Raw genomic sequence first — 25,852 nt, 5'->3', positions numbered from 1 at the left:
TCCAAATACTGATTGCAGATTTTCAATAATTTTTTAATTTTTGGTTACTTTTACGAATATAGTCTTTTTACTTTCTAGATTACCTTAAGTTAAACAATGTTGAAACTTAGTAGCATTGATGCCATTGTTTCCCACCTATATATAGAAGTATATAATGCTATTGTACAACAACCTCGTCTCCAGTGGAAAAAAGGAGTATCTACACTTCAGCATGGTGTAATTGTCAAGGTTTTCAAATAAACAAATATTTGGTTAAAGTGGGTTGTCAATTGCCTTGGATGTACTGTGATGCAGATGGACTGCAATCAGCACGGTTAAAGTGTGGCTTCGTGCTAGGGTAGCACTCATTCTACGTCCCACAAGGCAGACAGTTCCAAGAGCAGAAGAATTCATAGCAAGGGTCCCTAGTTGAAAACCAGGATATCACGGTGTTAGACCTTTAAAGTGAGAAAAACAAGATTGCTTAAGTTATTGTAACGAGTTGGAGTTTGAATAGGTAAAGTTATTGCGGTAAATTGTCAAGTCCTTTGCCATTGGCGGTAAACTGGATATCTACTGAAGGCACTCATCCATGTAATATATTGGATTTTAACAAATAAATTGTGGGCACCTTCCATTCCCAACCCAAGAGCAATCAACCCACAGAAGCGGTAAATCGCCTCTTGTGAGTGCTTGGAGCCAAAAAAAACAGAAACATAGAGACGAAGCATGAAAGTTACCCAGGAAAAACTTCCCGCCAGCCAAATTGGTCTGGAAATCGAGATTACGCCGGAAATTACCCGGCAAACTTACGAACAGGTAATTAAAAACTTAGCTAGTACTACAACTATTCCTGGGTTTCGTAAAGGCAAAGTACCTCGACCGATATTGCTACAGCGCCTGGGTGTAACCCGCATCAAAGCAGCAGCACTGGAAGAAATAGTTCAAAATGGCCTAGAAAAAGCGCTCAAACAAGAAGAAATTAGGGCAATTGGACAACCACAACTGCGGACTTCCCTTGAGGAGCTAATTAGTAATTATGAACCAGGAAAATCTCTGACTTTTTCAGCAGCCGTAGATGTAGAACCAGAAGTTAATCTGCTACAGTACAGCGGTTTAGTAGCCAAAGCCGAGGAAGTTAAACACGACTCTAGTCGAGTTGATCAAGTCCTGGAAAAAGAAAGGCAAGAATTAGCAACGCTGATTCCTGTGGAAGGACGTGCAGCCCAAATTGGGGACGTCGCCGTAGTGGATTTTAAAGGTGTGCTAGCTAAAGGCGAAGGCGAAGATGAAACAGGCGAGCCTACTCCAATTCCTGGATCTGAAGCTACAGATTTTCAACTGGAATTGCAAGAAGATAAGTTTATTCCTGGTTTTGTATCCGGGATGGTGGGGATGAATGCTGGAGAAACCAGAGAAATTTCGGCTCGTTTCCCAGACCCTTACGCCAATCAGGAGTTAGCTGGAAAAGCAGCAATTTTCACAGTGACACTCAAAGAACTTAAAGAAAAAGAACTACCGGAATTGAACGACGACTTTGCCCAAGAAGTCAGTGACTTTAATACCTTGGATGAACTGCGTGCTTCTTTAGAAGAACGATATCAAAAGGAAGCTGAGGAAAAAACTAGATCGAACCAGCAAGAAGCTTTGTTGGGAGAACTGCTCAAGTACGTGGAAGTTGACCTACCACAAACTTGGATTGACAAAGAAATAGATGCCATGCTGACGCAAACAGCAATGCGGCTTTCTCAGCAAGGTTTGGATGTGAAAAAGCTGTTTACCCAAGATATTATTCCCCAATTGCGGGAGCGATCCCGTGATGAAGCCATTGAACGCCTGAAACGGTCTTTGGCTTTACTGGAAGTCAGTAAACGGGAATCCATCAAGGTCACACCAGAACAGGTGGAAAACAGAGTTGCCGAACTGATGCAGCAATATGCAGACCAAGACCTTGATCCTGAAAGAATGCGTTCGATGGTGGAAAATGAACTTTTAACCGAAAAAATCGTTGATTGGTTACTAGAGCATTCATCAGTCGAACTTCTGCCCGAAGGTTCTCTCAGTTCCGCAGTAGAAACAGCAACCGAATCCGACAAAACCGAAACTCAGATTGAGGAGCAAAGCGTCACCCCTAGTACAGAATCCATATAATTTGTGCTGAGACGCGATTAATTACGTCTGTCCAAAACCTGCTGAGTCAAAATTTTCCAACTCGGTAGTTTCTTGCTGAGACCTGATTAATTGCATCTCAACACCAAATTTCGCGTACATCTTTAAGGAATCTTAAAGAAATAGTCCATCTATCATGGCTTTAGCTTGATCTTCTGTACCGAGAGCTATATCCATAAGGCATAATGGTTAACAAATAGCTCAAATAAAATTGCATTCGTTAAAAAGGCAGCAAGAACTGCTGGCAACCCTCTACTAACTTAATTCTCAATTCTTCTTATATGCTTCTATCCCACTGGGGAAATCATCCCATCCATAGTTTAAGTAGAATCAAAATTAGCTCTCACAGAAGCGAACCCACCAACATTGTACCGATGGTGGTGGAGCAGTCTGGCATGGGAGAAAGGGCTTTCGACATTTACTCCCGCCTGCTGCGTGAGCGGATTATCTTTTTGGGTACTCCCATAGATGATACTGTAGCCAATTCAATTGTTGCTCAATTACTGTTCTTAGACGCGGAAGACCCAGAAAAAGATATTCAACTGTACATTAATTCTCCTGGTGGTTCCGTCTACGCAGGGATGGCAATTTATGATACAATACAGCAAATCCGTCCCGATGTTGTTACCATATGTTTTGGATTAGCCGCCAGTATGGGGGCATTTCTCTTAGCAGCAGGTTCTGCTGGTAAACGCATGTCTCTACCGGACTCTCGCATCATGATTCACCAACCACTCGGCGGTGCTCAAGGTCAGGCTATTGATATTGAAATTCAAGCCAGAGAAATTCTTTATGTGAAGGCTCAGTTGAATCAGCTACTGAGTCATCATACTGGTCAACCCCTAGAAAGACTTGAGGCAGACACTGAACGCGACTTCTTTATGTCGGCAGAAGAGGCAAAAAATTACGGTTTAATTGATCAAGTCATCTCCAGACAAAACATTCCCACTGCAAGGGAAAACGTCACCATTCTGAAATAAGAGGCTGGTATGTCTAAGTACGACTCCCATTTAAAGTGTTCCTTTTGTGGCAAGTCTCAAGAGCAGGTGCGTAAATTAATCGCAGGTCCGGGAGTCTACATCTGCGATGAATGCGTTGACTTGTGTAATGAAATCCTAGATGAAGAGTTACTTGACACAAATACTGCTGCGTCGCAACCAGCACCAAGGTCAGAACCACCTCAAAAACGTCGTCCCCGCTCTTCTAATTTTTCATTTAACCAAATTCCCAAGCCTAGAGAAATTAAAAATTATCTAGACGAACACGTTATCGGTCAAGACGAAGCCAAGAAAGTATTGTCAGTAGCGGTTTACAATCACTACAAGCGTCTCGCAGCCCTTCAGTCGAAAGGCAAAAATGGCGCAGATGATGCTGTAGAATTGCAAAAGTCTAATATTTTGTTAATTGGCCCGACTGGTTGCGGTAAAACCCTCTTGGCGCAAACCTTAGCATCAATCTTGGATGTGCCCTTTGCCGTTGCTGATGCCACCACACTGACAGAAGCAGGGTATGTTGGTGAAGATGTGGAAAATATCCTGCTGCGACTGTTACAAGTGGCAGATTTGGATGTAGAGGAAGCCCAACGGGGAATTATCTACATTGACGAAATAGACAAAGTAGCTCGAAAGAGTGAAAACCCCTCCATTACACGCGATGTTTCCGGTGAAGGCGTGCAGCAGGCTTTGCTGAAAATGTTGGAGGGAACAATCGCCAATGTGCCACCTCAAGGCGGACGTAAGCATCCTTATCAAGATTGTATCCAGATTGATACAAGTAATATTCTGTTTGTCTGTGGCGGAGCCTTCGTAGGTTTAGAGAAGGTGGTAGAGCAAAGAATAGGCAAAAAGTCAATTGGTTTTGTGCAGCCGGGCGAAAACCAATCCAAAGAAAAACGGTCTGCTGATATTCTCCGTTATCTAGAACCCGACGACCTAGTGAAGTTTGGTATGATTCCCGAGTTTATTGGACGAGTGCCAATGATAGCAGTGGTAGATCCCTTGGATGAAGAAGCCCTAATGGCAATTTTGACCAAACCACGCAGTGCTTTGGTGAAACAGTACCAAAAACTTCTCCACATGGATAATGTTCAATTAGATTTTAAACAGGATGCTCTGCGAGCCATCGCTCAAGAAGCCTACCGACGTAAAACGGGCGCTCGAGCGTTGCGAGGCATTGTGGAAGAATTGATGCTTGATGTCATGTACGAATTACCATCCCGTAAGGATGTCAGTCGCTGTATGGTTACCAAAGAAATGGTAGAGAAGCGCTCAACATCCGAATTGATAGTGCATCCATCTTCCTTACCTAAGCCAGAATCAGCTTAGTAGTCATTAGTCATTGGTCATTAGCTTTTGACTTTTGACTTTTGACTTCTTCCGAGTTCGGTAATCACTCATAAGGAAAACTTCTAAGACTATGCCGAGTCACTCTTGATTTTTGAATTTGGAAAAATGCCTTATATTTCTGTCCGTGGTGTCGAGCATTATTATCAATGGGTGAAAAAACCGTCTGCCTGCTTCGTAAAGCCAGTAATGGTTTTTATTCACGGTTGGGCTGGTTCAGCTAGGTACTGGAAAAGTACTGCTGATGCTTTAGTAGACCAATTTGATTGTTTACTCTACGATTTGCGGGGTTTTGGGCGTTCTCGTGGAAAACCCACCATCACCCAAGCCAGTGAATATGTTGCGGAGTCTCAGTCTACCCAAGCAAAATCAGCAGCAATTAAAGAGTTAACTTATGAATTAGAGGAGTATGCTGAGGATTTAGCAGCTTTACTAGATGAGTTACAACTCCAACGCATTTATATTAATGCCCATTCAATGGGTGCATCTATTGCTACATTATTTATCAACAGCTATCCCCAACGAGTAGAACGAGCCATTTTAACTTGTAGCGGCATTTTTGAGTACGACGAAAAAGCTTTTACTGCTTTTCATAAATTTGGTGGTTACGTAGTCAAATTTCGCTACAAGTGGTTGGGTAAAATACCGTTTGTTGACAGAATATTTATGGCTAGATTCTTGCACAGCCCCATTCCCAGTTCCGAACGCCAGGCTTTTTTACAAGATTTTCTCGCAGCTGACTATGATGCGGCATTGGGCACAATTTATACTTCAGTCAGTAAAGCACAGGCTCAATTAATGCCTCATGAGTTTGCCAAGCTCACAGTACCGACTTTGCTCGTAGCTGGTGAGTATGACCAGATTATTCCTGCGAAAATGGGGTGTCAAGCGGCGGCAAAGAGTGACAACATTGAGTTTGCCATTATTCCTAATACATCCCATTTTCCTATGTTGGAAGATGCGCGAACTTACTTACAACGAGTGCAAGAGTTTTTGCAAGTCAACAAGTTGTCTATATAGATCCCTATAGATCGATGGTATCCCTCTAGTAAAACTTCTTCTCATTGTGGGGATATCTTGGCAAGTCTCGATTTATATGTTGGAGGATGGCGTTGTCCATCTTGTAATTCTGTAAACGGACTGGATGAAAACGCCGCATTTACTATTCAAATGGTTGGGGCATCAACCATTGGCTTGGGTCATGTTACACGGGCTATGCCAGCGATCGCGCGAAGCTCAGTACCCGAGGCAATTGCTGTTTGACCCCAGAACCCCCACACTTCTAGGTGCAGAGTATGTCAACATTTACTTAATTTGCAAACCGAAAAGACTTTGCAGGTTCACCCCTGAGGCTGCCGGGTTGATCTTCTTTAACCTAAACCTAGTTCACGTTTTAACAAACTAATTGACGTAGCCCCAATATAGTTTTCTACCTTAATTAGTTTAGGTGGACGAATAATGTCCTCCACAGATGCTTGTACTGCTGCATGTACAATAGGAAAACTCGCTTGATCGCTGATGATTACTTCCGCCCGTTTGACAATCGCTTGCAGCTTGTAGGTGTTTTTTGGTTGTGAAGTCATTATTAATAGCTCATCTCCCCGTAAACCGTGAAGAATCACTTCTGCTGCACGGGCAATTCCTGAACTCAGACTAACTATACCCACACAATTTTCTTTGGGCAAAGTTTTTAATAAATTTAGTTCTTTGCTGTAGTCGTAGATATCCAGAGGAATCACACGTACAGCTTTTGGGGCTGCGAGCGCTTCTACATCGCTAATGAAATAACGACTTGTCACCACCGTTGCCGAGTTAGTTTTATCGAGTATGGCCGTTAATTCTTCCATAGCTACTAACTGCACAGGTATGTTGAGAGCCGTTTCTAATTCATATACCATCAATTCACCGGCACCCATATCATGAGATGGAACTGCAACCAACACTTGGGCGCTACAACGTAACCGCCAATCAATTTCACCTAAAAATAGTTCCCGCGCTTGATTGAGTGAATAGCCTTGAGAAAGCATCTCATTCAGTGCTTTTTGCACCAGTTTGTACCCATCTTCGTTGTGTGGTTTGACCATAGGCGATTGTAGCTTGCTACCGCCTTCATGACCTTGGGTGCGGACATAAATTCCCGAACCTGCCAGACTTTCCACAAACCCGTCTTCTTCCAATTGACGGTAAACTTTGCTAATGGTATTGCGGTGTAAACCTGTTTGTATGGCTAATGCCCGTGTACTCGGCAATTTATATCCAGGCGGATATTGCCGCGAAGCGATCGCAAACCGAATTTGATTAAACAGCTGGTTTGAGGCAGGAATTTCACTGTCTGGCTGAATACGGAATTGAATCATTACCAAACCTGTTGATATTAGTAGAGGCAACTAACTAAATGCGTTGATTACATATCAGGTATTTTATATACACAGGGAACTTTTGCCGGACAAATTTTTCATCTCCGCACTTCATCTCGTCAACTGTGCTGGGAAAATAGTCTCCAGTTAGTGGCATGGTTATATCAAAGAATCACATATCTAATCACACAGCACGGGTAAAAATTCTTATGACAGAGCAAATAATAAATACCACAACCGTTCATCTTTCGCAAGATAATCTGGAAATATCGGCTTATTTAGCCCACCCACAAGCATATGGTTCTTACCCAGCAATTGTAGTATTACAGGAAATTTTTGGTGTCAATATTCACATTCGTGAAGTTACAGAACGAATTGCTCAACAAGGATATGTAGCTATTGCTCCGGCACTTTTTCAACGTCAAGCTCCTGGTTTTGAAACAGGCTACACCCCGGAATATATTGAAATTGGCAGAAAATATGCTTGGACGCAAACTCAAGTATCAGAGTTATTGAATGATATTCAATCAGCTATCGACTATCTCAAAAATTTACCCCAGGTGAAACCACATAGCTTTGGCTGTATTGGCTTTTGTTTTGGGGGTCATGTAGCATATTTAGCTGCTACCCTACCAGATATTAAAGCCACTGCGTCCTTCTACGGTGCAGGTATTGTGACTCGCACACCAGGAGGTGGCGCTCCCACCATCACTCGTACTCCAGAAATAAAAGGCACAATCTATACTTTCTTTGGTATGGAAGATGTGAGCATCCCCAGCGAACACATAGATCAAATTGCTGCAGAATTAGAAAAATGCAAAATTTCTCATCGTGTGTTTCGCTACGATGGAGCTGACCACGGATTTTTCTGTGACCATCGCGCCAGCTATAATCCTAAAGCCGCAGGTGATGCTTGGGAGCAGGTAAAACAACTTTTTCACAGTGTGTTAGGAGCCTAGACAAAAAGTATTGGCAAGTCCCCAAACTCGAAACTATTCGAGTTATTTTGGCTTGTTTTGCCAAGCAAACAATCATGCCATAATTACAGGCATATTCAATTAACACTCCCACTAGCTTGGAATTTGTTAGGCGTTTAGTAAAACTCCAGTGGCATCACGTCAAATAATAATTTATCTTCTATCGTCATGAACTCCGAATCGAAAGTTTCTCAACCAGCCAATTCTTCTTTTACAATGGACGATTTTGCCAAAGCACTAGAAGTACACGACTACCAGTTTCAAAAGGGACAAGTTGTACATGGAAAAGTGTTTCAACTTGACTCCAATGGAGCCTATGTAGATATTGGTGGCAAGTCATCCGCTTTTCTTCCCCGTGATGAGGCTTCTTTGAGAGCAGTGACGGATTTATCAGAGGTGCTGCCATTGCAAGAGGAACTGGAGTTTTTAATTATCCGAGACCAGGATGCAGAAGGCCAAGTCACCCTTTCGCGAAAGCAACTGGAAATTCAGCAAATCTGGGAACGACTGACACAAATGCAAGAAGCTGGCCAGACAGTGCAAGCGAGGGTAACTGGTGTGAATAAAGGGGGTGTTACCGTTGATTTGCTCTCCTTGCGAGGATTTATCCCGCGATCGCACTTAGCAGACCGTGATAACCTAGAAGCACTTAGGGGACAAAACTTAACTGTAAGTTTTTTAGAAATTAATCGTAGTAACAACAAACTTATACTTTCTCAGCGCTTGGCGACTCGTTCTAGTAACTTCAGCTTATTAGAACTAAATCAGCTGGTAGAAGGTAAAGTCACTGGTGTTAAACCTTTTGGAGTATTTGTAGATTTAGATGGACTTAGTGCCTTGCTACATATTAAGCAAGTCAGTCAAAAGTTCATTGAATCTCTAGAAAAAGTTTTTCAAGTTGGTCAAACAGTTAAAGCTGTAATTATTGACCTAGATGAAGGGAAAGGCCGGGTAACTCTTTCTACCAGGATTTTAGAAAACTTCCCTGGAGAAATCTTAGATAACTTTGATGAAGTTATGGCTTCAGCCGAAGCGCGTGCCAACCGAGCTATCAACAAACCTGCTGAATAAGTGCGGAGTTTCACGCCAATTCTTTGTCCCTTTGTGTTTTGGCGTGATACATTTTTGTTTCTCAACAGCTAACCATGACTGAGATTAAACAACTTCAGCAAGTAATTAGAACTTGGGAAGTTAAAATTAAAAACACTCCTTCAATTAGCCCAACGGAGAGGGGGAGATTCGAACTCCCGGAGGTTTTAGCCTCATCCGATTTCAAGTCGGACGCAATCGACCACTCTGCCACCTCTCCAATAAAACTGTCGAGCTTTTAACTAACCCACAACAAAATGCCATTATAGTCTTTTTTGTCGAACATTAACAAGCTGACAGACATTAATACTATATCTCATTATCTAGGCAATTTGCACTCCTGAAAGCAACTATTTCCGCCAAGGTTCGCTATTGCTGGTACAAAATTTCCTCCACAACTACCTGGAAATCATAGCCTACCCACACTAAGGAGACCTGGGACACCTCACCTGCTTCTAAGGAAACAATGGAAAAATTACGCAACTTCTCACCCTGATTTTCCAAAATTCTGGGTACAGTTGCCCCGTTTAAGTAAATTGTTCCTTCTGGACTTTTAAATACAGTTTTGCGCTGCACTTTTTTGGTGTGTCTGAGGGTACGGTGCATATGACCAAATGTCACCAAAGGAATGTTTTTACCAGCCGTGAGAGCCTGAGAAATGGCCTCGCCGAGGTCTGGATCGCCAAAGTCACCACCGATGGGATGCCAGTCCTTACCACAGGGATCTTCAGGGCGATCACCTAAACCACTAGGGCCGTTGTGACCGAGAAAAATAATCGTTTCATGAGCGGCACTTTTTACGGCTTTGAAGATGCGCTCGGCGGATTGTTCCATACTTGTCACACCATAACGTTCTTGCACAATGTCCGCAAATTTCCACTCTGGCCCGCCCCATGTAAAGGGACGCCCCCCCACGACAGTTAAATTCCAGGCGGGAAAATCTAATTTACCGTAACCTACATGGGCAGATCCCAATAAATCCAGTTGTTCCTGTACCCAATCTGACTGGGAACGGTCATATGGACATTTCCTGCGTCCCCATTCCGTGGCACTGTACCAGGCATCGTGGTTTCCCATCACAGCTGCTTTGGGAATATCGAGGGAGGCGATCGCTCTGACCACATCTACCGATTCATTGCCAAAATCACCGACAAACAGCACCAAGTCAACAGCCAGATACTTGAGTGCAATGCCATCTTCTAATTCCCATTGGTCGTGAACATCTCCAACTACAGCAATTTTTAGGGTTATTGATTTCGTTTTCTGACTGGTCATGCCACTTTCCTTGCAGTCTATCTCCAGCATATGAAACTCCGCCGGATTTGGATATAACTAGCAAGAGATCTACTGCCTACTATTTTTGGTAAAAACTACTATAATTGAATCCACAGAACAAAAACTTGCAACTTAAAGCAACTCCTAATTGTGTTTACCACTGCAATACCTCAACTAAACAAAACCCCACAGGGTGAACTACCACTAGATTTATTTACTGCCATTGCGAATCTGAAAAAGGAACTCAATGCGGTTATCCTAGCCCATTACTATCAAGAACCGGATATTCAAGATATCGCCGACTTTATTGGTGATTCATTACAATTAGCTAAAGCTGCAGCCAAAACCAAAGCAGATGTAATTGTCTTTGCTGGTGTTCACTTTATGGCAGAAACAGCAAAAATACTAAATCCCGATAAATTGGTGCTTTTACCAGATTTAGATGCTGGTTGTTCTTTAGCAGATAGTTGTCCACGAGAAGCATTTGCAGCTTTTAAAGCAGCACATCCAGATCATCTCGTAGTTTCTTACATCAACTGCTCTGCTGAGATTAAAGCAATGAGTGACATTATCTGCACTAGTTCCAACGCTGTGAAGATTGTGCAAAAAATACCGCAATCAGAGCCGATTATTTTTGCCCCAGACCGCAATTTGGGGCGATATGTCATGGAACAAACCGGACGAGATTTGCTTCTATGGGGGGGTAGCTGTATTGTCCATGAAACTTTTTCAGAAAAGAAAATTGTCCAGTTAAAAATTACTCAACCGGAAGCAGAGGTGATCGCTCATCCAGAATGTGAAACTAGTGTATTGCGTCATGCCAGTTTTATCGGATCAACAGCAGCTTTACTCAAATATTGTCAAAGTAGCCCTACAAAAGAATTTATCGTGGCTACAGAGCCAGGTATTATTCACCAAATGCAAAAACTGGCTCCTGGTAAGCACTTCATTCCTGCTCCACCATTGAATAACTGTGCTTGCAACGAATGTCCATTTATGCGATTAAATACTCTGGAAAAGTTATATTTAACGATGAAAAATCGTACCCCTGAAATCACCATGTCAGAAGAGATTCGCATTGCGGCACTGCGTCCGATTGAGAGGATGCTAGAAATGAGTGTTTAGATTTGGTTTCAATGGGGCTAAAGGCCCTAATCGCGTACATTCCTATGCTTAGAAAGCAGAAGTTTTGACTCGCTTTCCGGTAGTCTTGTAGACTTAACTATGCTTAGGATTTGCTGAAAAAGTTATTTGTGAGCAAAGGAAACAGAAAACACAAAAGAGTGAGCAGGGTTTTGAGGATTTATATTTGTGAAAATATTTGCCTATGGAATCAATCGGTGCATAGGTTTTGAATATTTTTTACTTCTGTGAGCCTTTACAGCCTTGATACATAAATGTTTCAGCTTTATTCGGCAAGCCACAGTTAAGAACCTCGCTTGTTTGAAAAACGGGGGTTTTTGATTGCAACGGATAGTTTTTAATATTGCTATAAGTAAAGCTTTAATTTTAACTTAAAGCAATTGAAAAAACTATCACAATCAATAAAACTCTGCTACGGGAGAATTTAAATTAAACCAAGCACATAGGAATACTTGGGAGTTTGCCTTGCAACAATTAAATAATTAGACAGAAAATTATGCTTGTTTTAATAAACAGTTTGAAGGGTTTGATAGGCTAAATTCTTTAATCTAATCCAAACCAACATTGCAGAAGTAATATAATTTTTTTCAAGCCTATTTTTATGACATTGACAAGATTCAATGCTAGTTAGTTGTTTAATATCTCAGTGAAACTAGCCGATTTTTCAAGAAATTTTACACACCCAGTGTACAACATTCGTGGAACTTTGAGATAAATCGTTAGTGGCGACATAATGCGTTTCGTTGGTAGAAACAGCGACCCGGAGGAATTTCACTTTTGCGCCTAATTACCCATAACAAAATCCTATTGAAGATATTTGTTTACAAGCAAAAACCTGGGTTGTCCGTTTTTGTGCTTTAATTCCAATATTATCTCATTTAAAGTCGATGTTTAAGTGGTTCATTAGAAACACTACCTTTGATTGTATGTCTCTTGTACGGAGTCTTTTCATAAAAAAATACTATTGCTATATATCTGTCTGAAGAATAAAGCAGAAAGTTTGGGTAAAAACCAAGGAGCGACTTTTATAGTGAAAATACCCCTGATGGCAGAAAACAAAAATCTCAAAGATAATCAAGAAACAGCACAAGAAAATCCCACTAACTAACTAAGGACTGTTCATCATCAATGGTTGATGTTTTTGTATACAGTCGCAATGGTTGTGCGGAGCGTAACACTGCATCCAGCAAACCTGGAAACAGAGCCTCTAAATCTTCATGTCTTAATCTATTGATATGTTGTGTACCTTCCTTATGAGTTAACACAACTCCCGACTCCCGTAAGATTTTAAAGTGATTGGACATAGTTGACTTGGCAATGGCAAAATTAAATTTACCACAACACTGCTCACCCTGAGTGGCCAGTAAACGCACAATCTCTAGCCGCACTGGGTCGCCTAAAGCATAAAGCACTCCTGGTAAGGAAATATGTTTTCGGTCTGGGTGATATAAGAATTTCATCATTGCATTATCTCTTGAAATAGCGTATATTTTGTTTATTCGATAAAATCGAATAACAGAATTAGATGAGGAGGCTATTATGTCATCCGTAACAAATGTCACAGAAGCCACATTTAAGCAAGAAGTGCTAGAAAGTGAAATTCCAGTGTTAGTGGACTTTTGGGCACCCTGGTGTGGGCCTTGTCGGATGGTAACTCCAGTTATAGATGAGGTTGCTAGCGAATACCTAGGACAGGTAAAAGTGGTAAAATTGAACACCGACCAAAACCCCACTGTTGCCAGTCATTACGGAATTCGGAGCATTCCCACACTGATGGTATTTAAAGGGGGAAGACAAGTGGATACAGTGGTGGGTGCAGTGCTGAAAACTACTCTAGTCAAAACTTTAGAGCAGCATATTCAACAATGATAACTTAGGGTTGGTAACTATCAGGAATTGAGTAGAATAAAAACTCCTAAGTCCTTGGTAGTACTTAATAATTAGAACTAGAATCAAGCTGAAAAGACAAGTTCAATATCGTACTTATCAGGAGAATCTCATGAATCCTATTACCCAAATTCAACCTTTAGATGTACCTACAGCCATCATCCAACGTCGTTCTATCAAAACTTTTAAAACGGACCCTCTTGACCCGGAATTACTGAAGGAACTGGTAGAGTTAACTGTGGCTGCGCCAAGTAGTTTTAATATCCAAGATTGGCAAATTGTTCTAGTCCAAGATGAGGCGCAAAAAGCAGCATTAGCAGCAGCAGCTTGGAATCAAAAGCAAATTATTCAAGCACCAGTCACCTTTGTTTTTGCTGCCGATCCCAGGGCTGGAGAACAAGATTTAACCCCAGTTTTTGAACAGGCCATGGCTACTGGAGCCTGGAACGAAGGCACAGTAAATTACTTTAAAAGCGCCATTCCCCAATTTCAAGCAGCGCTGGGAGACAAACGCCGAGAATATGCCGTTAAAGATGCCATGATTGCTGCTACTCATTTAGTATTAGCGGCGGAAAGTTTAGGGTTGTCTACCTGCTTTATGAATGGCTGGATTGAGGAACAGGTTAAAGAAGTAATTGGTGCAGACGATCCTGATTTAGCAATCGCTGTTTTAGTACCTGTGGGCTATCCAGCAGAGCCGCGCTTAAACCCTGGGCGCTTACCACTATCTCATAACGTGTCTGTTGGTAAGATAGGTAATCCCTATTTGGGATAATGGAAAATTGACACTCTCACGCGCTTGTAGCCGTGAGAGTGTTAACTGCACACAACATATCCACATATTTATAACCAAAATATTTTCACCAAATACGGAAAATTTACCAATTAAGATTACAGGTTGTCGTAAAACCAAACTATTTGCTGGTAGTGACGTAAAGAATTTTTATTCCATAGCCGATATTATCCCTCTTATGTCACTTTCCGAGAATAAAGAATATAATATTTAAAAGAAAAAACTCTACAAGGTAGAGCAATGGATGTAAATTTGCAAATCCTGAAAGATTTATTTCGAGATGCTCACCCGACAGAGGGAGTCATAGATGAATATTGTGAGGAGTACAGAGAAATATTCAAAGAAGTAAGGAATTATGAATGCTTCAAATATTCACATTTGGGAATAATTTCAACAATCAAAAGAAAATCATTAACGGAGATAGCAAAAGTAGTAAATATCAACTCAGCCCAATCATTACATCATTTTATCGCCAAGTCAGAGTGGCCAGTAGAAAAAGTAAGGAACCGAAGATTAGAGAAAATCAAGAGAGCATTAAATGGAAAAGCAATTACCGTAGTCATCGATGAAACAGGAGATAGGAAAAAAGGTAAAAAGACTGATTACGTAGTCAGACAATATTTAGGAAGTGTAGGGAAAATAGATAAGGGATAGTGTGAGTCAATCAATACCTATGGAGTTTAGGATAACATAACATTTCCGTTATTGTTCAAAGTATTCAAACCCCAAGGGAAGCTAAAAGCAGAAGAGAAATATAAGACCAAGATAGAATTAGCGACACAAATAATTACATAATTAATCGAGTTTGGCTTTACTATTGAGTTAGTATTGGCAGATAGTTTATATGGTGAGAGTGGGCAATTTATAATAAAATTATTAGCATATAAGTCAGCTTATGTAGTAGCAATTAAAAGTAATCATGCAGTCTGGGTAGGAGCCAATGAGAGGGTTAGGGCGAATAAGTGGTGTAAATTCACAATAAAATTTAGTAACCAAAAATCAAAGACAAGATATATCAGGGAAATAATTTATGGTAAAAGAAGAGATATAACTTACTGGGAATCAACTACAGACCCAGAAACAATGCCAGAGAATTCTAATTCTTTCGTCATCACCAATCTTAAAGGACAGTTCAAGAAAAATCTAGGGGACTTTTATGGATTAAGAACATGGGTAGAATATGGTTTTCGCCAGTGTAAACAGGAATTAGGTTGGACAGATTATCGGGTTACTCATTTCCAGCAATTGAGAGATGATGGGAAATTGTTTTTTGTGTTTACACAATGATTAGTTTAAACTCTCCAGGGTTTTTATCCTCCCTTCAATCTCATCAGCTTGGGCTTGATATACCAGAAATAAGTTCAGTTGATTTCACTACACATCAACAATGGAATCATCAAAACGGATGGAAGAATACTCTCAATAATATGCGCGCTTAATTGTCAAAACACTTTTAATCTTTTGGTTGATTTGTCCCTGGCTTGATGTTTTTCCCAATTCCAATCTGCTGCTTGGATTTAACTACATCATTAGTGCTATGAATGACTTCAAACCCTTTTATTCCTCTGCATAATTTACTATATTTACTGCTTGTTTATTTCGCAAAGTGTAAAAGAGGAATAAATCTATATTCACCATAGTTTCAAAGTTTTAGAAACAAATGCGTCACATACACTAAGATTTATCTGACCCAGAGAGAATGAGGAAATTGAGACTTTAATTTTCAAGATTTGTTTACATATTACAGTCCGCAATTTTTTTGCTGTGTTGTACTAACTGTTGTGGTGCCAGTAATTTTTCTACTGCTGGCTAATAGCATGACAACCTCCTGGGCTTGCTGGACAGAATGGTCATGTATCATGACGGTAGTCAGTTGGATTGGGTAACTATACTTTCAGGTTAAAATAATCAAGCCCTTGGGAATATCTGACTATCAGCCAGAGCATAGCAATCTCAAACAAATAAAATTTATATATGAATGCTACACAAGAACAACTAAAACTTAAACTTGAGCAGGCTTTGGTGGCTGCTTTTGGCCAGGAGTATGCTGGAGTAGATCCGATTTTGGTACCTGCTAGTAATCCTAAATTTGGTGATTATCAGGCGAACGTGGCTTTGTCTCTGAGTAAAAGGTTGGGACAGCAACCAAGAGCCATCGCCTCTGCTATTGCTGAAAAACTAGATGTATCTGACTTTTGCGAAACACCAGAGATCGCTGGACCCGGTTTTATCAACTTTAAACTCAAGATTACACACCTAGAAGCACAACTCAATGCTATTCAAGCAGATTCTCGACTAGGAATTCCTAAAGCAAAAACGCCAAAACGAGAAATTGTGGATTTTTCTAGTCCGAACATTGCTAAGGAAATGCACGTGGGGCACTTGCGTTCTACGATTATTGGTGATTGCATCGCCCGGATTTTGGAATTTCGCGGACATGATGTCTTGCGGTTGAATCATGTGGGTGATTGGGGTACGCAGTTTGGGATGTTGATTGCTTACCTGCGGGAGGTTTACCCAGAAGCCCTCACCACTGCTAATGCTTTAGATATTAAAGATTTAGTTAGCTTTTATCGTCAAGCTAAACAGCGTTTTGATGAAGATCAAGCTTTTCAAGAAACAGCGCGACAGGAGGTTGTTAGATTACAAGCAGGTGCAGAAGATACACTTCATGCTTGGAAACTGTTATGCGAACAGTCACGGCGAGAGTTTCAAGTAATTTATGACTTGCTAGATGTGCAAGTAACTGAACGCGGAGAATCTTTCTATAATCCTCTACTTGCCGCAGTGGTGGAAGATTTAGCAAAATCCGGCTTATTGCTGGAAAATCAGGGAGCTAAGGTTGTTTTTTTGGAAGGTTTTGCCAACAGAGAAGGCGAACCTTTGCCTTTGATTGTGCAAAAATCCGACGGTGGTTACAACTACGCCACAACAGATTTAGCAGCTTTGTGTTACCGCATTCAAAAAGATGAAGCTAAACGCATCATTTACGTGACTGATGCTGGACAAACTAACCACTTTGCCCAATTCTTCCAAGTCGCACGCAAGGCTGGATGGGTTCCTGATGATGTAGAACTTGTTCATGTTCCCTTTGGTTTGGTATTGGGGGAAGATGGTAAAAAATTTAAAACTCGTTCTGGTGATACTGTCAAGTTACGAGATTTATTAGATGAAGCAGTGATTCGCGCCCGTGCTGATCTAGAACGTAGATTACAAGAAGAAGAACGTGAAGAAACTGAAGCATTTATTAGTAAAGTTGCTCAGGTAGTTGGTATCAGTGCTGTTAAATATGCTGATTTAAGCCAAAACCGCACCAGTGATTATATTTTCAGCTACGATAAGATGCTGGATCTCAGGGGTAATACTGCACCCTATATGTTATACGCCTATGCAAGGATTCAGGGGATTAGCCGTAAGGCTGGAATTAATTTTAGTGAGTTGGGAGAGAATGTTCAGGTTCTGTTGCAGCATGAAACAGAATCAGCGTTGGCTAAGTATTTGTTGCTATTAGATGAGGTTATTAGTAGTGTAGAGCAGGAATTACTACCTAATCGATTAGGTGAATATTTGTATGAGTTGAGTAAAAAGTTTAATCAGTTTTATGATCGTAACCAAGGGGTACGGGTGCTGGAAACCGAGGAACCACTGAGAACATCCCGTTTAGTTTTGTGTGACTTGACTGCTAGAACTCTGAAGTTGGGATTATCTTTGTTGGGGATTCCGGTGTTGGAGAGGATGTAGCAAGAGCATATTTTTAACTAAACCCGGGGTACACGGAGGATTCTTGGCTGTGTGTACCTTTGCATTTTTTGTACATATATAGCTGCTGGCTGGCCTGAATTAGTGGTGAAACTTGCTGTAATAATAAGTAATATTACTAATATCAAGGTACAATAACCATAAATGATAAAGAAATTAAATAATTATATGATAAGTAATAATACTAATGTCAAAGTAAAATCGCCATGAATGATAAGGAAATTAAACAGTTAATGGAGATTAATGCTAAAACAGCCCAGGCTATGTTAGATGAAGTAGCTGATGCTCGTCAGGAACGACAAGAACTCCGGGAAGGAATGGTGCAACTCCAAAATGCTGTGTCAAGATTAACCAACATTCAAGAATTAATCGCTAACTTACTAGTTTCTTTAGATGGCGATCGCCCGACTATTTTGAAGAAACTCATGGCTATTGAGTGTAAGCTGGATCGGCTGTTGCCACAAGAACAGAAAGATGAAGTTGAATAAACCAGTTGCAGATGGAGAAGTAGCGCAATACAGTTAACTTTCAATCAAAACTTTCACAGCGGCTACAGCTATGAACATTTCGTCATTTTTGTTGTTGAAAGGCGCCATTTCCTTCGGTACTGAGGTGGGCGCAATTCCTCGCCCGTGAACTACCATCCCCCCAGATCCTACGGTTAAGGTTTTATGCCCAAACGGTAGTACAGCTGGTGCTTCCTCTTGTTTAACTTGTTCTGGATAGGGAACAGCTATCTGAACTTCTACAAAGATCTTATTGGGATCGCTTAAACCAGCAACTTCCCAAACACGAGGTAAGGGGTTGTGAGCGATGGCCTTCGCCACTACCCTCGGCGCAATGGCATTACGCACAGGTCTGGCAGCTGCTACTATGGGTTCCTGTCCATGCTGATCTATTCCCATTCCCATTTCAATGATTAAGCGTTTACCCGCCACAGTTACTTCCTGAGCATCTTCATTTTCCCACTGTATCGCTCAACAGCGCTACAAGCAGTCATTTAATCTGATGAAATTTGTTCTTCTTCTTCGGAAAACCAAATTTCTGCTAATAAACTTAAGCCAATAAGCCAAAGAAAACCGAAAACTGAAAACCAAAATACTCCCATCATTGCTATTACCTTCCACTAAGATAATGTCATCAAACAAGCTTTCTTATGACACTTACCCTCTTTTATCACTTTGCGAAATAAACAAGCAGTAAATATAGTAAATTATGCAGAGGAATAAAAGGGTTTGAAGTCATTCATAGCACTAATGATGTAGTTAAATCCAAGCAGCAGATTGGAATTGGGAAAAACATCAAGCCAGGGATAAATCAACCAAAAGATTAAAAGTGGTTGGACAATTAAGAGCGCATATTATTGAGAGTATTCTTCCATCCGTTTTGATAATTCCATTGTTGATGTGTAGTGAAATCAAATGAACTGATTTCTGGTATATCAAGCCCAAACTGATGAGATTGAAGGGAGGATAAAAACCCTGGAGAGTTTAAACTAATCATTGTGTAAACACAAAAAACAATTTCCCATCATCTCTCAATATGCTGGAAATGAGTAACCCGATAATCTGTCCAACCTAATTCCTGTTTACACTGGCGAAAACCATATTCTACCCATGTTCTTAATCCATAAAAGTCCCCTAAATTTTTCTTGAGATGTCCTTTAAGATTGGTGATGACAAAAGAACTAGAATTCTCTGGCATTTCCTGTATGACTCCCTCTGTCGGGTGAGCATCTCGACATAAATCTTTCAGGATTTGCAATTTTACATCCATTGCTCTACCTTGTAGAGTTTTTTCTTTTAAATTATATTCTTTATTCTCGGAAAGTGACATAAGAGGAATAATACATACCCATGGATTGTCCCCATGAGAGCTAAAGCCAGAAAATAGAGGATTTTCCTCATTTGCAGCACTGGTTTGCAACAATTCAGGCTCGTCCAGTAACTGTTCGCGCTTACGAAAAAGCCGAAGCATTGAAAACTGAAAGATTTAATTTCGTAAAATCACGAGATTTGTTATTTAACCATTCGGCAAATACAGTGAAAATCCAGTTGCTCTCGGATTGGTGTTAAATTTCCTTAAAAAGCGGGACTTTGAGTAATTTATCCTTGGTTCTTTAGGGATGATGTTCTAGATTTTATTGCAAAGTCAAACAAAAGGTCAAGTTTAGTAAATTAAGTTTTGAGGATCAGGAAGTGAGTGATAAGTTAAATAGTAGGACACAAAACAACAAACTAAACCCAATGGGTAAATGACTATGTGTCCCCTGTCATCCGCCCAGGCAAAAATCAGCATATTCATAATAAGTGTCAAAAAACCTAACATTGCGGTTTCAACCAAATTCTTAACTGGAAAAAGTGGGATATCTGATGTTGCTAACTGTTCTGTAAACCCTATTTGTTGAACCTTACCATCATTAACAAGTTTAATAATTCCAAAACTGTGAACCTATAAAAACCTGGTCAACCCCCCACCAGGTTTTTCGGTTTTGTAATATTTTTTTTTATTTAGCAATGGACAATACCCAATCACGTAAAAGCGGGTTCACCTGTTCTGGTACTTCGTCATGGGGACAATGACCCGCAGTGAGAAAATGCTCTGTGAGATCAGGATAGTATTGACGGAATTTTTGAGAACGTTCTCTTGCATTCATCCAAGGATCAGCTTCTCCCCACAATAGCAACAGAGAACAAGTTAATTGTTTTAGCAACACATCAACTTTTTCTCCTTGGGGAGTGGTAAATACGGAAATAAATACATCTAAAGCACCAGTATCGTAAGCAGGACGAGCAATTTCATCTATTAATTGGTCTGTAATTGCACTTTTATTCAAATAAACTTTTTCTAGGGTTTGGCGGATTACCCAGCGTTGTCGTACATATTGAAATAGAAGAAACTGGCTCAAAGGTTGTTGAAAAATCCACTTAACAGAATCACCTAAAAGTCTTTGTAAACCAGAGGGAGGTTTCGGGGGTTGAATTTGGGTTTGTAAGGCTTCTGGTTCAGAGGTGGGTTGGTTTTGGCTAAATGGTCCGGCACTATTGACTAAGACTAAGCCAGCCGCAGCATCAGGATATTGTGCAGCTACACACAAAGAAGCATATCCACCGAGGGAGTTACCTGCTAAGATGGCTTTTTGACCAATAACTTCACTGATAAAGTCAGAAAGTTGATCACGCCACAAATCACCACCATATTGCAACTTCGGCTTTGCTGAACGGCCAAATCCTAAAAGGTCGATGGCAAACACTTCAAAATCTGGGTACAGACCTGTGATATTCTTGCGCCAGTGGTCTGTGGATGCGCCAAAACCATGCACTAACAGCAGGGGTGGACGTTGCGCTTGTTTTTCTCCGGCACGCACGTAATGGATATTGTGACCTCGCCACTGCCAATATTGACCAGGAATTGGAGATGTGGAGGAAGTTGTGGTTACTTGCATGATATAAAGAAAACTTAAATGACTTTCAATAATTGTAATTGTATCCCCCACCAGTCCCAGAACTAATCCTAATAACCAATGACTAAATTATTTATTACGGGTAAGACTCAACTTTTGGGCGTAATTGGGCATCCAGTAGAACATTCTTTGTCACCTGTGATGCATAACGCAGCGATCGCCGAATTAGGATTAAATTATGTTTATTTGCCTTTTCCCATCAAACCAGAGAATTTAGAGGTAGCGATGGCGGGATTCACTGCCGTAAATGTTGTGGGTTTGAGTGTGACTATTCCCCACAAACAGGCAATCATACCCTTGTTATCAAAAATTACTCCCATAGCCCAAGCCATAGGCGCAGTGAATACAGTTAGTTGCGAAAATCAACGGTGGTTAGGTACAAATACTGATATAGAAGGTTTTATTGCTCCCTTGCAAACAACATATCAGCAAGATTGGAGTGACAAGGTAGCGGTAATTTTAGGTAGTGGTGGCGCTGCTAGGGCAGTTGTGGCAGGTTGTCAGCAGCTAGGGTTTGCCCAAATTCATGTTGTGGGGCGCAATATGCAGAAGTTGATAGAATTTCGTAATAGTTGGGGAAGTTCACCCATGGCTGAGAAATTACAAGTTAATACATGGGATTATGTAGCAAAACTTATTCCCCAAGCCAACTTGTTAGTAAACACAACGCCTGTGGGTATGTATCCTCTGGTGAATGAGTCACCCATAAGTGCAGCAGATATGCAGAAATTATCTCCAGATGCCATCGCTTACGATTTAATATATATTCCTAACCCTACCCAATTTCTCCAGGAAGCGGAAAAACAAGGGGCAATAGCCATTAATGGTTTAGAAATGTTAGTTCAACAAGGAGTAGCAGCTTTAAAAATTTGGTTACAAAGAGAAACTTTACCTGTAGATGTGATGCGCCAAGCATTGAAAAATTACCTGGGACTGTAACAATAAAGGTGATTTCGCCAAAATTTTTACCTGTTGCTGTTTTTATTTCTGCGGCCACCGCCAATTATAACGATTCCATTGGTAGATACCTTGAATTTCGTACTCAGAGCCATTGTAGAGGCGAACAAGACAATTACTGGGTAAACTGTGGCAATCATCAATTTCATCAATTTGGAGTACGATGCAGGGAAACCATTCACGCTTGCAGGGTCCATCGTCTTGGACCCATTCCCATAGTCCATTGCAAATTTCAATGCGATCGCCCACCCTCAGTTTGAGTGCATCGTCAATGTGAGAATACTTATTAAAATGATATGGTTCCACACGATTCAACCAAGGCAAACCGTAGTGTTGGCGAATAAATTGTACATTTCCAGAATCGTTTTCATGCAGCCAATCATTGAGCAATTCAACCTTCCAAGTGCGGTTTTGTTCCCCTTTAATCTTGACAAACTGTAAAAAAATTGCCAGTTCATCCGAGGAAAGCTCGTCTAAGGGGTTAGCTACATCTGATATTTTCGAGTTAGAATCTCCCTGAATTTGCTTGATCACTCGCAGTAATATCTGCTTCTGCATATCAGTGAGAGGACAGCTAGCTGCATGACAAATATTAAAGGCTGCTTGCAAGGCTGTTTCAATCTCATCTGGAGTCATAAGTTGATAGCAACTGAGGGGTGGTTTCCCTAATTATTACAATAGTTTAATTAAAGTCTCCAACCTCCCAGTGATGAAATTCAGGTAAGCTGAGGTTAAAAACAGTGCTCAGGAACCAGTACCAATTGATGTCTCTCTGTTGTCGTAAATAGCATTCTTGAATTTTGAGATACTGAGAGTGGTTTCCTGGGTATAAAGTTGAGTTAAGTCGTCTAATCACGGTGTTTAGATATGGAAAATAATCCCAGGATAGCATTTTTATTCAATTTGCCGATTTTAGTGAGGGAAAAATATTTCAAAACCGTTACTCAGTATGCAAAACTAATTACTGTGGTTTTTGTATCCTGCTTGATTACAGTTTTCTCATGGGTATATACTCCAAAGGCCGTAGCACTGACACAAATTAAACTATTTGATATTTCTTATCGAGATTGTCCACCTGAACTGGCACAGGGATCTGTGATTAGTGGTGGTAGTGCGGCAGCTAATTGCTTTATTGTCATTGGTAAGGCAGAAAATAGCACCTACAAAATGGTCTATGATGCAGATATCTTTGGACGTATTTATGATGCCAACAATAATCCAGTGATGCAAAACCGCACCCGTCTTGGTTCTATTCCTGAAGTTCCGCCGGGTGTTAGTGATTTTGAATTAAGAATTTCTGTCGCTGCAAATCAGCCAGAACCTTTAAAGCTGAAGCAATTTAAAGCGGTTGGATTCAGCGGCAAAGTTCGCAGGTAATCGGTGATTTGTAATTAAAGGATCTTGGGTAGTTGGATGAGAATTTGGGGGTGTTACTGTTGTGTTTTTTATCTACTGATCAGCATATTCCCTATTCGCCAATACCTACCTATAAAGCAACGTAGAGACGATTTTATTCCAAACGTCTCTACAAAACTCTTTATTTAATTTGATTTTAGGTACTGTGATAACTAAAACGCCTGTGCAAATGACAGAACCGTGAGGCTTCTGAGTAAGCCACCAACTAGATTTAGTGCCATGAAGGCTAAAATAGGGGAGAAATCCATACCACCCAATGGGGGAATAATTGAGCGGAAAAGATTGAGATAAGGATCAGTTATTTGACCCAATGCCACAAATGGCTGATTGTACCAGTTGATTGTGGGGAACCAGGTTAATAAAACTCGAATAATGAGCAGGTAGCTATAGAAATTGACAAAAGTTGACAAAGTTGTAAACAGTAAATTCATGGATAAGTTGGTTTCCTGCTAAGTGTCAAAAATGGTCTTATTATTGATTTTAATTCAGTCGATGTCATCAAGCGTGCGGTTTGCCACATTAACCACCACTAGCACCTTAGCTAAATATCAACCACCCTTAAGAATCTTGAGTGAGAGATCTGTCATTCACTGATTGAGTTGAATTGCCATTGACATTTCCCAACTGCTGTCTCACTTGATCAATTGCGGCATTAAGTTGGGCAATTTTATCTTCGAGGGATCTCCTGGCTGTTTCCATTTCCATAGTTTCGTTGTCTAGGGCGAACATCTGTCGGCGTTTGGGAGATACTTTTTTAGTCCCCGGTTGCCCATTGGGCAGTTCGGTCTCTTCCGCTGTCAATTCTTCGTTGCGCCGAGAAACAATGGCAGCGCCAAGTACACCACCAAGTATACTACCAAAAATCGTCCCTGCCAAAAAACCACTGGCAAAACCATCACGTTGACTCATAACATTACCGCCTTCAAGAAACTTTGCAACTTTTACATATGGTTCAGCTATTTTCCTTCCCTAGCTGCATACTAGCTTATGTCCCAAAGATGCGATCGCCTGCATCTCCCAATCCTGGTACGATATATCCCTTGTCATTGACTATTTCATCAATAGTGGCGGTGTAAACATTTAAACCAGGATATGCAGCACTCAGTTTTTGTAAAGCTGGAGGTGCTGCCACTACAGAAACGATTCGTGTCAAAGCCGGGTCAATACCCCGTTGTGTTAATTCTTTCATTGCCAACATAATTGACCCACCGGTTGCTAACATCGGATCGGTGATTAAAACTCTCGTTTGCGGGTCAAATTTTTCCGGTAATTTATTCAAATAACAGGTTGGTTCCAGAGTTTCTTCATTACGAACTAAGCCCAAATGGTAAATTGAAGCCAAGGGCAACAAAGATTGCGCTCCTTCCAGTAGTCCCAGGCCTGCTCTGAGAATCGGTACAACCGCCACAGGTACTTGTGGGTCAATCAGAGTGGCTGAACAATAATCTAAGGGACTCTGCACTTTTGTTTCCAGAGTGGGTAACCACTCTCTCGCCGCTTCGTAGGTCAGCCATCTTCCCAACTCGGTTATAGCAGTACGAAATAATACTGAAGGCGTGGCAACATCACGGGCAACTGCCAGCCAATGCTTGATTAAGGGATGGGGTGGAACATAAACACGCAGTTGTAGCGTCATAGCCGGAAATAGGCGCTTTTATTCTAGAACTGAAACATCTTGACAATCTCCGGTCTAAGACACGGAGATTCTTGGTTCAAGGAGTCCACTTAGGTTAAATGCCTTGCGTTACTCAATCCAGAGGTGGTTCTCTCCCCAAGGGTTAACTTTTCGGCTCCCCCTCGGTAGTTGGATTTCTCCAAAATTGACGGGAACTTAATTGCTGATTGTGTAGCTCCTGTGAATCTTTTGCCTACTTTCAGGTTGTGCAAGGGCACTACTAGAACAACTTGTAGAACCAAGAAAATTCAGTTATTAGGTACTACTTAGAGCCTTTAGCCAACATCGGGTTTAAAGACCAGGTTGATTACCCTAACTGCTCCAAAGCATTTTAACATCAAAGCATCCTCAAGAGTAGACCTAGCTTTCATCCCGAACAAAAGCTGGGCAACCGCGGCCTTGTTGCTCTTTTATTGGAGATTTGGGTATTTTTCTCATCATACTCTTTCTTTTTGGCATGTACTGCTGACAGCTAAAAAGCTAGTAATTGAAATTATTGAAAATATTTTTCATTAATAGTTGACATCTATTCTCAATCAAAGCTATATTGTTTTTAGTGTTCTCCTCTCTT

The 25,852-nt window shown here is 40.9% G+C and carries 24 protein-coding genes, 1 tRNA gene and 6 pseudogenes; 19 read left to right on the top strand and 12 right to left on the bottom strand.

Annotated elements, in window-relative coordinates:
• Window positions 1–96: 96 nt before the first annotated feature.
• From NWP25_RS08560 to NWP25_RS08535, 6 genes and pseudogenes are all read left to right on the top strand, one after another.
• Window positions 97–240, top strand: coding sequence for a hypothetical protein (locus NWP25_RS08560; protein ID WP_280699210.1), 144 nt, complete (start codon window positions 97–99; stop codon window positions 238–240).
• Between the two features lie 468 nt (window positions 241–708).
• A complete protein-coding gene (gene tig / locus NWP25_RS08555; protein ID WP_280657051.1) occupies window positions 709–2,130 on the top strand; it encodes a trigger factor in 1,422 nt (473 codons plus the stop codon).
• Between the two features lie 299 nt (window positions 2,131–2,429).
• Window positions 2,430–3,128, top strand: coding sequence for an ATP-dependent Clp endopeptidase proteolytic subunit ClpP (gene clpP, locus NWP25_RS08550; RefSeq protein ID WP_280652768.1), 699 nt, complete (start codon window positions 2,430–2,432; stop codon window positions 3,126–3,128).
• Between the two features lie 9 nt (window positions 3,129–3,137).
• Window positions 3,138–4,472, top strand: coding sequence for an ATP-dependent protease ATP-binding subunit ClpX (gene clpX, locus NWP25_RS08545; protein ID WP_280652767.1), 1,335 nt, complete (start codon window positions 3,138–3,140; stop codon window positions 4,470–4,472).
• Window positions 4,473–4,598: 126 nt separating this feature from the next.
• A complete protein-coding gene (locus tag NWP25_RS08540; protein ID WP_280652766.1) occupies window positions 4,599–5,510 on the top strand; it encodes an alpha/beta fold hydrolase in 912 nt (303 codons plus the stop codon).
• 6 nt (window positions 5,511–5,516) lie between these two features.
• Window positions 5,517–5,753: pseudogene (locus tag NWP25_RS08535) on the top strand (zinc ribbon domain-containing protein); the annotation flags it as partial.
• 107 nt (window positions 5,754–5,860) lie between these two features.
• On the opposite strand, the gene NWP25_RS08530 reads toward NWP25_RS08535, so the two are convergent.
• Window positions 5,861–6,847: a GntR family transcriptional regulator gene (locus NWP25_RS08530; RefSeq protein WP_280652765.1), complete on the bottom strand. Its 987-nt coding sequence runs from the start codon at window positions 6,845–6,847 to the stop codon at window positions 5,861–5,863.
• Window positions 6,848–7,056: 209 nt separating this feature from the next.
• Here NWP25_RS08530 and NWP25_RS08525 point away from each other — a divergent pair, with 209 nt between their 5' ends.
• Window positions 7,057–7,806 carry a dienelactone hydrolase family protein gene (locus NWP25_RS08525; protein ID WP_280652764.1) on the top strand — a complete coding sequence of 250 codons (750 nt, stop codon included), beginning with the start codon at window positions 7,057–7,059 and terminating at the stop codon, window positions 7,804–7,806.
• A 186-nt stretch (window positions 7,807–7,992) separates the two neighbouring features.
• Entirely contained in the window at window positions 7,993–8,895 is a 903-nt protein-coding gene (locus NWP25_RS08520) for a S1 RNA-binding domain-containing protein (RefSeq protein WP_280652763.1), read from the top strand.
• 153 nt (window positions 8,896–9,048) lie between these two features.
• Here the strand turns inward: NWP25_RS08520 and NWP25_RS08515 are convergent.
• Together NWP25_RS08515 and NWP25_RS08510 are read right to left on the bottom strand one after the other, a co-directional pair.
• A tRNA-Ser gene (locus NWP25_RS08515) sits at window positions 9,049–9,133 on the bottom strand.
• 149 nt (window positions 9,134–9,282) lie between these two features.
• Entirely contained in the window at window positions 9,283–10,188 is a 906-nt protein-coding gene (locus NWP25_RS08510) for a TIGR04168 family protein (protein WP_280652762.1), read from the bottom strand.
• Between the two features lie 150 nt (window positions 10,189–10,338).
• On the opposite strand from NWP25_RS08510, the gene nadA reads away from it, so the two are divergent.
• Window positions 10,339–11,313 carry a quinolinate synthase NadA gene (nadA, locus tag NWP25_RS08505; RefSeq protein WP_280657050.1) on the top strand — a complete coding sequence of 325 codons (975 nt, stop codon included), beginning with the start codon at window positions 10,339–10,341 and terminating at the stop codon, window positions 11,311–11,313.
• Window positions 11,314–11,760: 447 nt separating this feature from the next.
• On the opposite strand, the pseudogene NWP25_RS18825 reads toward nadA, so the two are convergent.
• Window positions 11,761–12,109 (bottom strand): annotated as a pseudogene (locus tag NWP25_RS18825) (IS701 family transposase); the annotation flags it as partial.
• Here NWP25_RS18825 and NWP25_RS08500 point away from each other — a divergent pair.
• Both NWP25_RS08500 and NWP25_RS08495 read left to right on the top strand, forming a co-directional pair.
• Window positions 12,108–12,314, top strand: a pseudogene (locus NWP25_RS08500) (hypothetical protein); the annotation flags it as partial. The pseudogenes NWP25_RS18825 and NWP25_RS08500 overlap by 2 nt on opposite strands.
• A complete protein-coding gene (locus NWP25_RS08495; protein WP_280699208.1) occupies window positions 12,296–12,439 on the top strand; it encodes a hypothetical protein in 144 nt (47 codons plus the stop codon). The pseudogene NWP25_RS08500 and the gene NWP25_RS08495, both read left to right, overlap by 19 nt.
• Here the strand turns inward: NWP25_RS08495 and NWP25_RS08490 are convergent.
• Window positions 12,432–12,791: an ArsR/SmtB family transcription factor gene (locus tag NWP25_RS08490; protein WP_280652811.1), complete on the bottom strand. Its 360-nt coding sequence runs from the start codon at window positions 12,789–12,791 to the stop codon at window positions 12,432–12,434. The two genes, NWP25_RS08495 and NWP25_RS08490, sit on opposite strands and share 8 nt — an antisense overlap.
• A gap of 79 nt (window positions 12,792–12,870) precedes the next feature.
• Between NWP25_RS08490 and trxA the strand changes: the two genes are divergently transcribed.
• The 5 genes and pseudogenes from trxA (at window position 12,871) to NWP25_RS08465 (ending at window position 18,258) form a co-directional block, all read left to right on the top strand.
• Complete coding sequence (trxA, locus tag NWP25_RS08485; RefSeq protein WP_280652760.1) at window positions 12,871–13,200, top strand: thioredoxin; 330 nt, start codon at window positions 12,871–12,873, stop codon at window positions 13,198–13,200.
• A gap of 130 nt (window positions 13,201–13,330) precedes the next feature.
• The gene (locus NWP25_RS08480; RefSeq protein WP_280657049.1) at window positions 13,331–13,993 is read left to right on the top strand and encodes a nitroreductase family protein; all 663 of its coding nucleotides are present in this window, start codon (window positions 13,331–13,333) and stop codon (window positions 13,991–13,993) included.
• A gap of 258 nt (window positions 13,994–14,251) precedes the next feature.
• A pseudogene (locus NWP25_RS08475) lies at window positions 14,252–15,584 on the top strand (IS701 family transposase).
• A gap of 401 nt (window positions 15,585–15,985) precedes the next feature.
• Entirely contained in the window at window positions 15,986–17,752 is a 1,767-nt protein-coding gene (gene argS, locus NWP25_RS08470) for an arginine--tRNA ligase (RefSeq protein WP_280652758.1), read from the top strand.
• 224 nt (window positions 17,753–17,976) lie between these two features.
• Window positions 17,977–18,258 carry a hypothetical protein gene (locus NWP25_RS08465; RefSeq protein ID WP_280652757.1) on the top strand — a complete coding sequence of 94 codons (282 nt, stop codon included), beginning with the start codon at window positions 17,977–17,979 and terminating at the stop codon, window positions 18,256–18,258.
• A 33-nt stretch (window positions 18,259–18,291) separates the two neighbouring features.
• On the opposite strand, the gene NWP25_RS08460 is transcribed toward NWP25_RS08465, so the two are convergent.
• Window positions 18,292–18,708, bottom strand: a complete 417-nt coding sequence (locus tag NWP25_RS08460) for a Lin0512 family protein (RefSeq protein ID WP_280699206.1) — start codon at window positions 18,706–18,708, stop codon at window positions 18,292–18,294.
• A 275-nt stretch (window positions 18,709–18,983) separates the two neighbouring features.
• A pseudogene (locus NWP25_RS08455) lies at window positions 18,984–19,480 on the bottom strand (IS701 family transposase); the annotation flags it as partial.
• Window positions 19,481–19,621: 141 nt separating this feature from the next.
• Between NWP25_RS08455 and NWP25_RS08450 the strand changes: the two are divergent.
• Window positions 19,622–19,845: pseudogene (locus NWP25_RS08450) on the top strand (thiol:disulfide oxidoreductase); the annotation flags it as partial.
• Window positions 19,846–20,276: 431 nt separating this feature from the next.
• Here NWP25_RS08450 and NWP25_RS08445 read toward each other — a convergent pair.
• On the bottom strand, window positions 20,277–21,215 hold the full coding sequence (locus NWP25_RS08445) for an alpha/beta fold hydrolase (protein WP_280699204.1): 939 nt from the start codon (window positions 21,213–21,215) through the stop codon (window positions 20,277–20,279).
• Window positions 21,216–21,293: 78 nt separating this feature from the next.
• Between NWP25_RS08445 and NWP25_RS08440 the strand changes: the two genes are divergently transcribed.
• On the top strand, window positions 21,294–22,172 hold the full coding sequence (locus NWP25_RS08440) for a shikimate dehydrogenase (protein ID WP_280649976.1): 879 nt from the start codon (window positions 21,294–21,296) through the stop codon (window positions 22,170–22,172).
• A 42-nt stretch (window positions 22,173–22,214) separates the two neighbouring features.
• Here NWP25_RS08440 and NWP25_RS08435 read toward each other — a convergent pair whose 3' ends face one another.
• Window positions 22,215–22,826, bottom strand: a complete 612-nt coding sequence (locus NWP25_RS08435; protein ID WP_280649977.1) for a hypothetical protein — start codon at window positions 22,824–22,826, stop codon at window positions 22,215–22,217.
• Between the two features lie 231 nt (window positions 22,827–23,057).
• Between NWP25_RS08435 and NWP25_RS08430 the strand changes: the two genes are divergently transcribed.
• Window positions 23,058–23,567: a biotin carboxylase gene (locus NWP25_RS08430; RefSeq protein WP_280656158.1), complete on the top strand. Its 510-nt coding sequence runs from the start codon at window positions 23,058–23,060 to the stop codon at window positions 23,565–23,567.
• Between the two features lie 191 nt (window positions 23,568–23,758).
• Here the strand turns inward: NWP25_RS08430 and NWP25_RS08425 are convergent, their stop codons facing one another.
• From NWP25_RS08425 to upp, 3 genes are all read right to left on the bottom strand, one after another.
• The gene (locus tag NWP25_RS08425) at window positions 23,759–24,037 is read right to left on the bottom strand and encodes a YggT family protein (RefSeq protein ID WP_280649979.1); all 279 of its coding nucleotides are present in this window, start codon (window positions 24,035–24,037) and stop codon (window positions 23,759–23,761) included.
• A 127-nt stretch (window positions 24,038–24,164) separates the two neighbouring features.
• Entirely contained in the window at window positions 24,165–24,515 is a 351-nt protein-coding gene (locus NWP25_RS08420) for a hypothetical protein (RefSeq protein ID WP_280649980.1), read from the bottom strand.
• A gap of 76 nt (window positions 24,516–24,591) precedes the next feature.
• Complete coding sequence (upp, locus tag NWP25_RS08415; RefSeq protein ID WP_280649981.1) at window positions 24,592–25,242, bottom strand: uracil phosphoribosyltransferase; 651 nt, start codon at window positions 25,240–25,242, stop codon at window positions 24,592–24,594.
• Window positions 25,243–25,852 lie beyond the last annotated feature (610 nt).

The organism is Umezakia ovalisporum Ak1311, assembly GCF_029891685.1.
Classification (GTDB): domain Bacteria; phylum Cyanobacteriota; class Cyanobacteriia; order Cyanobacteriales; family Nostocaceae; genus Umezakia; species Umezakia ovalisporum.
Note: the sequence above shows the minus strand (reverse complement) of the source record. Positions and strands in the feature narration are given on the sequence as shown.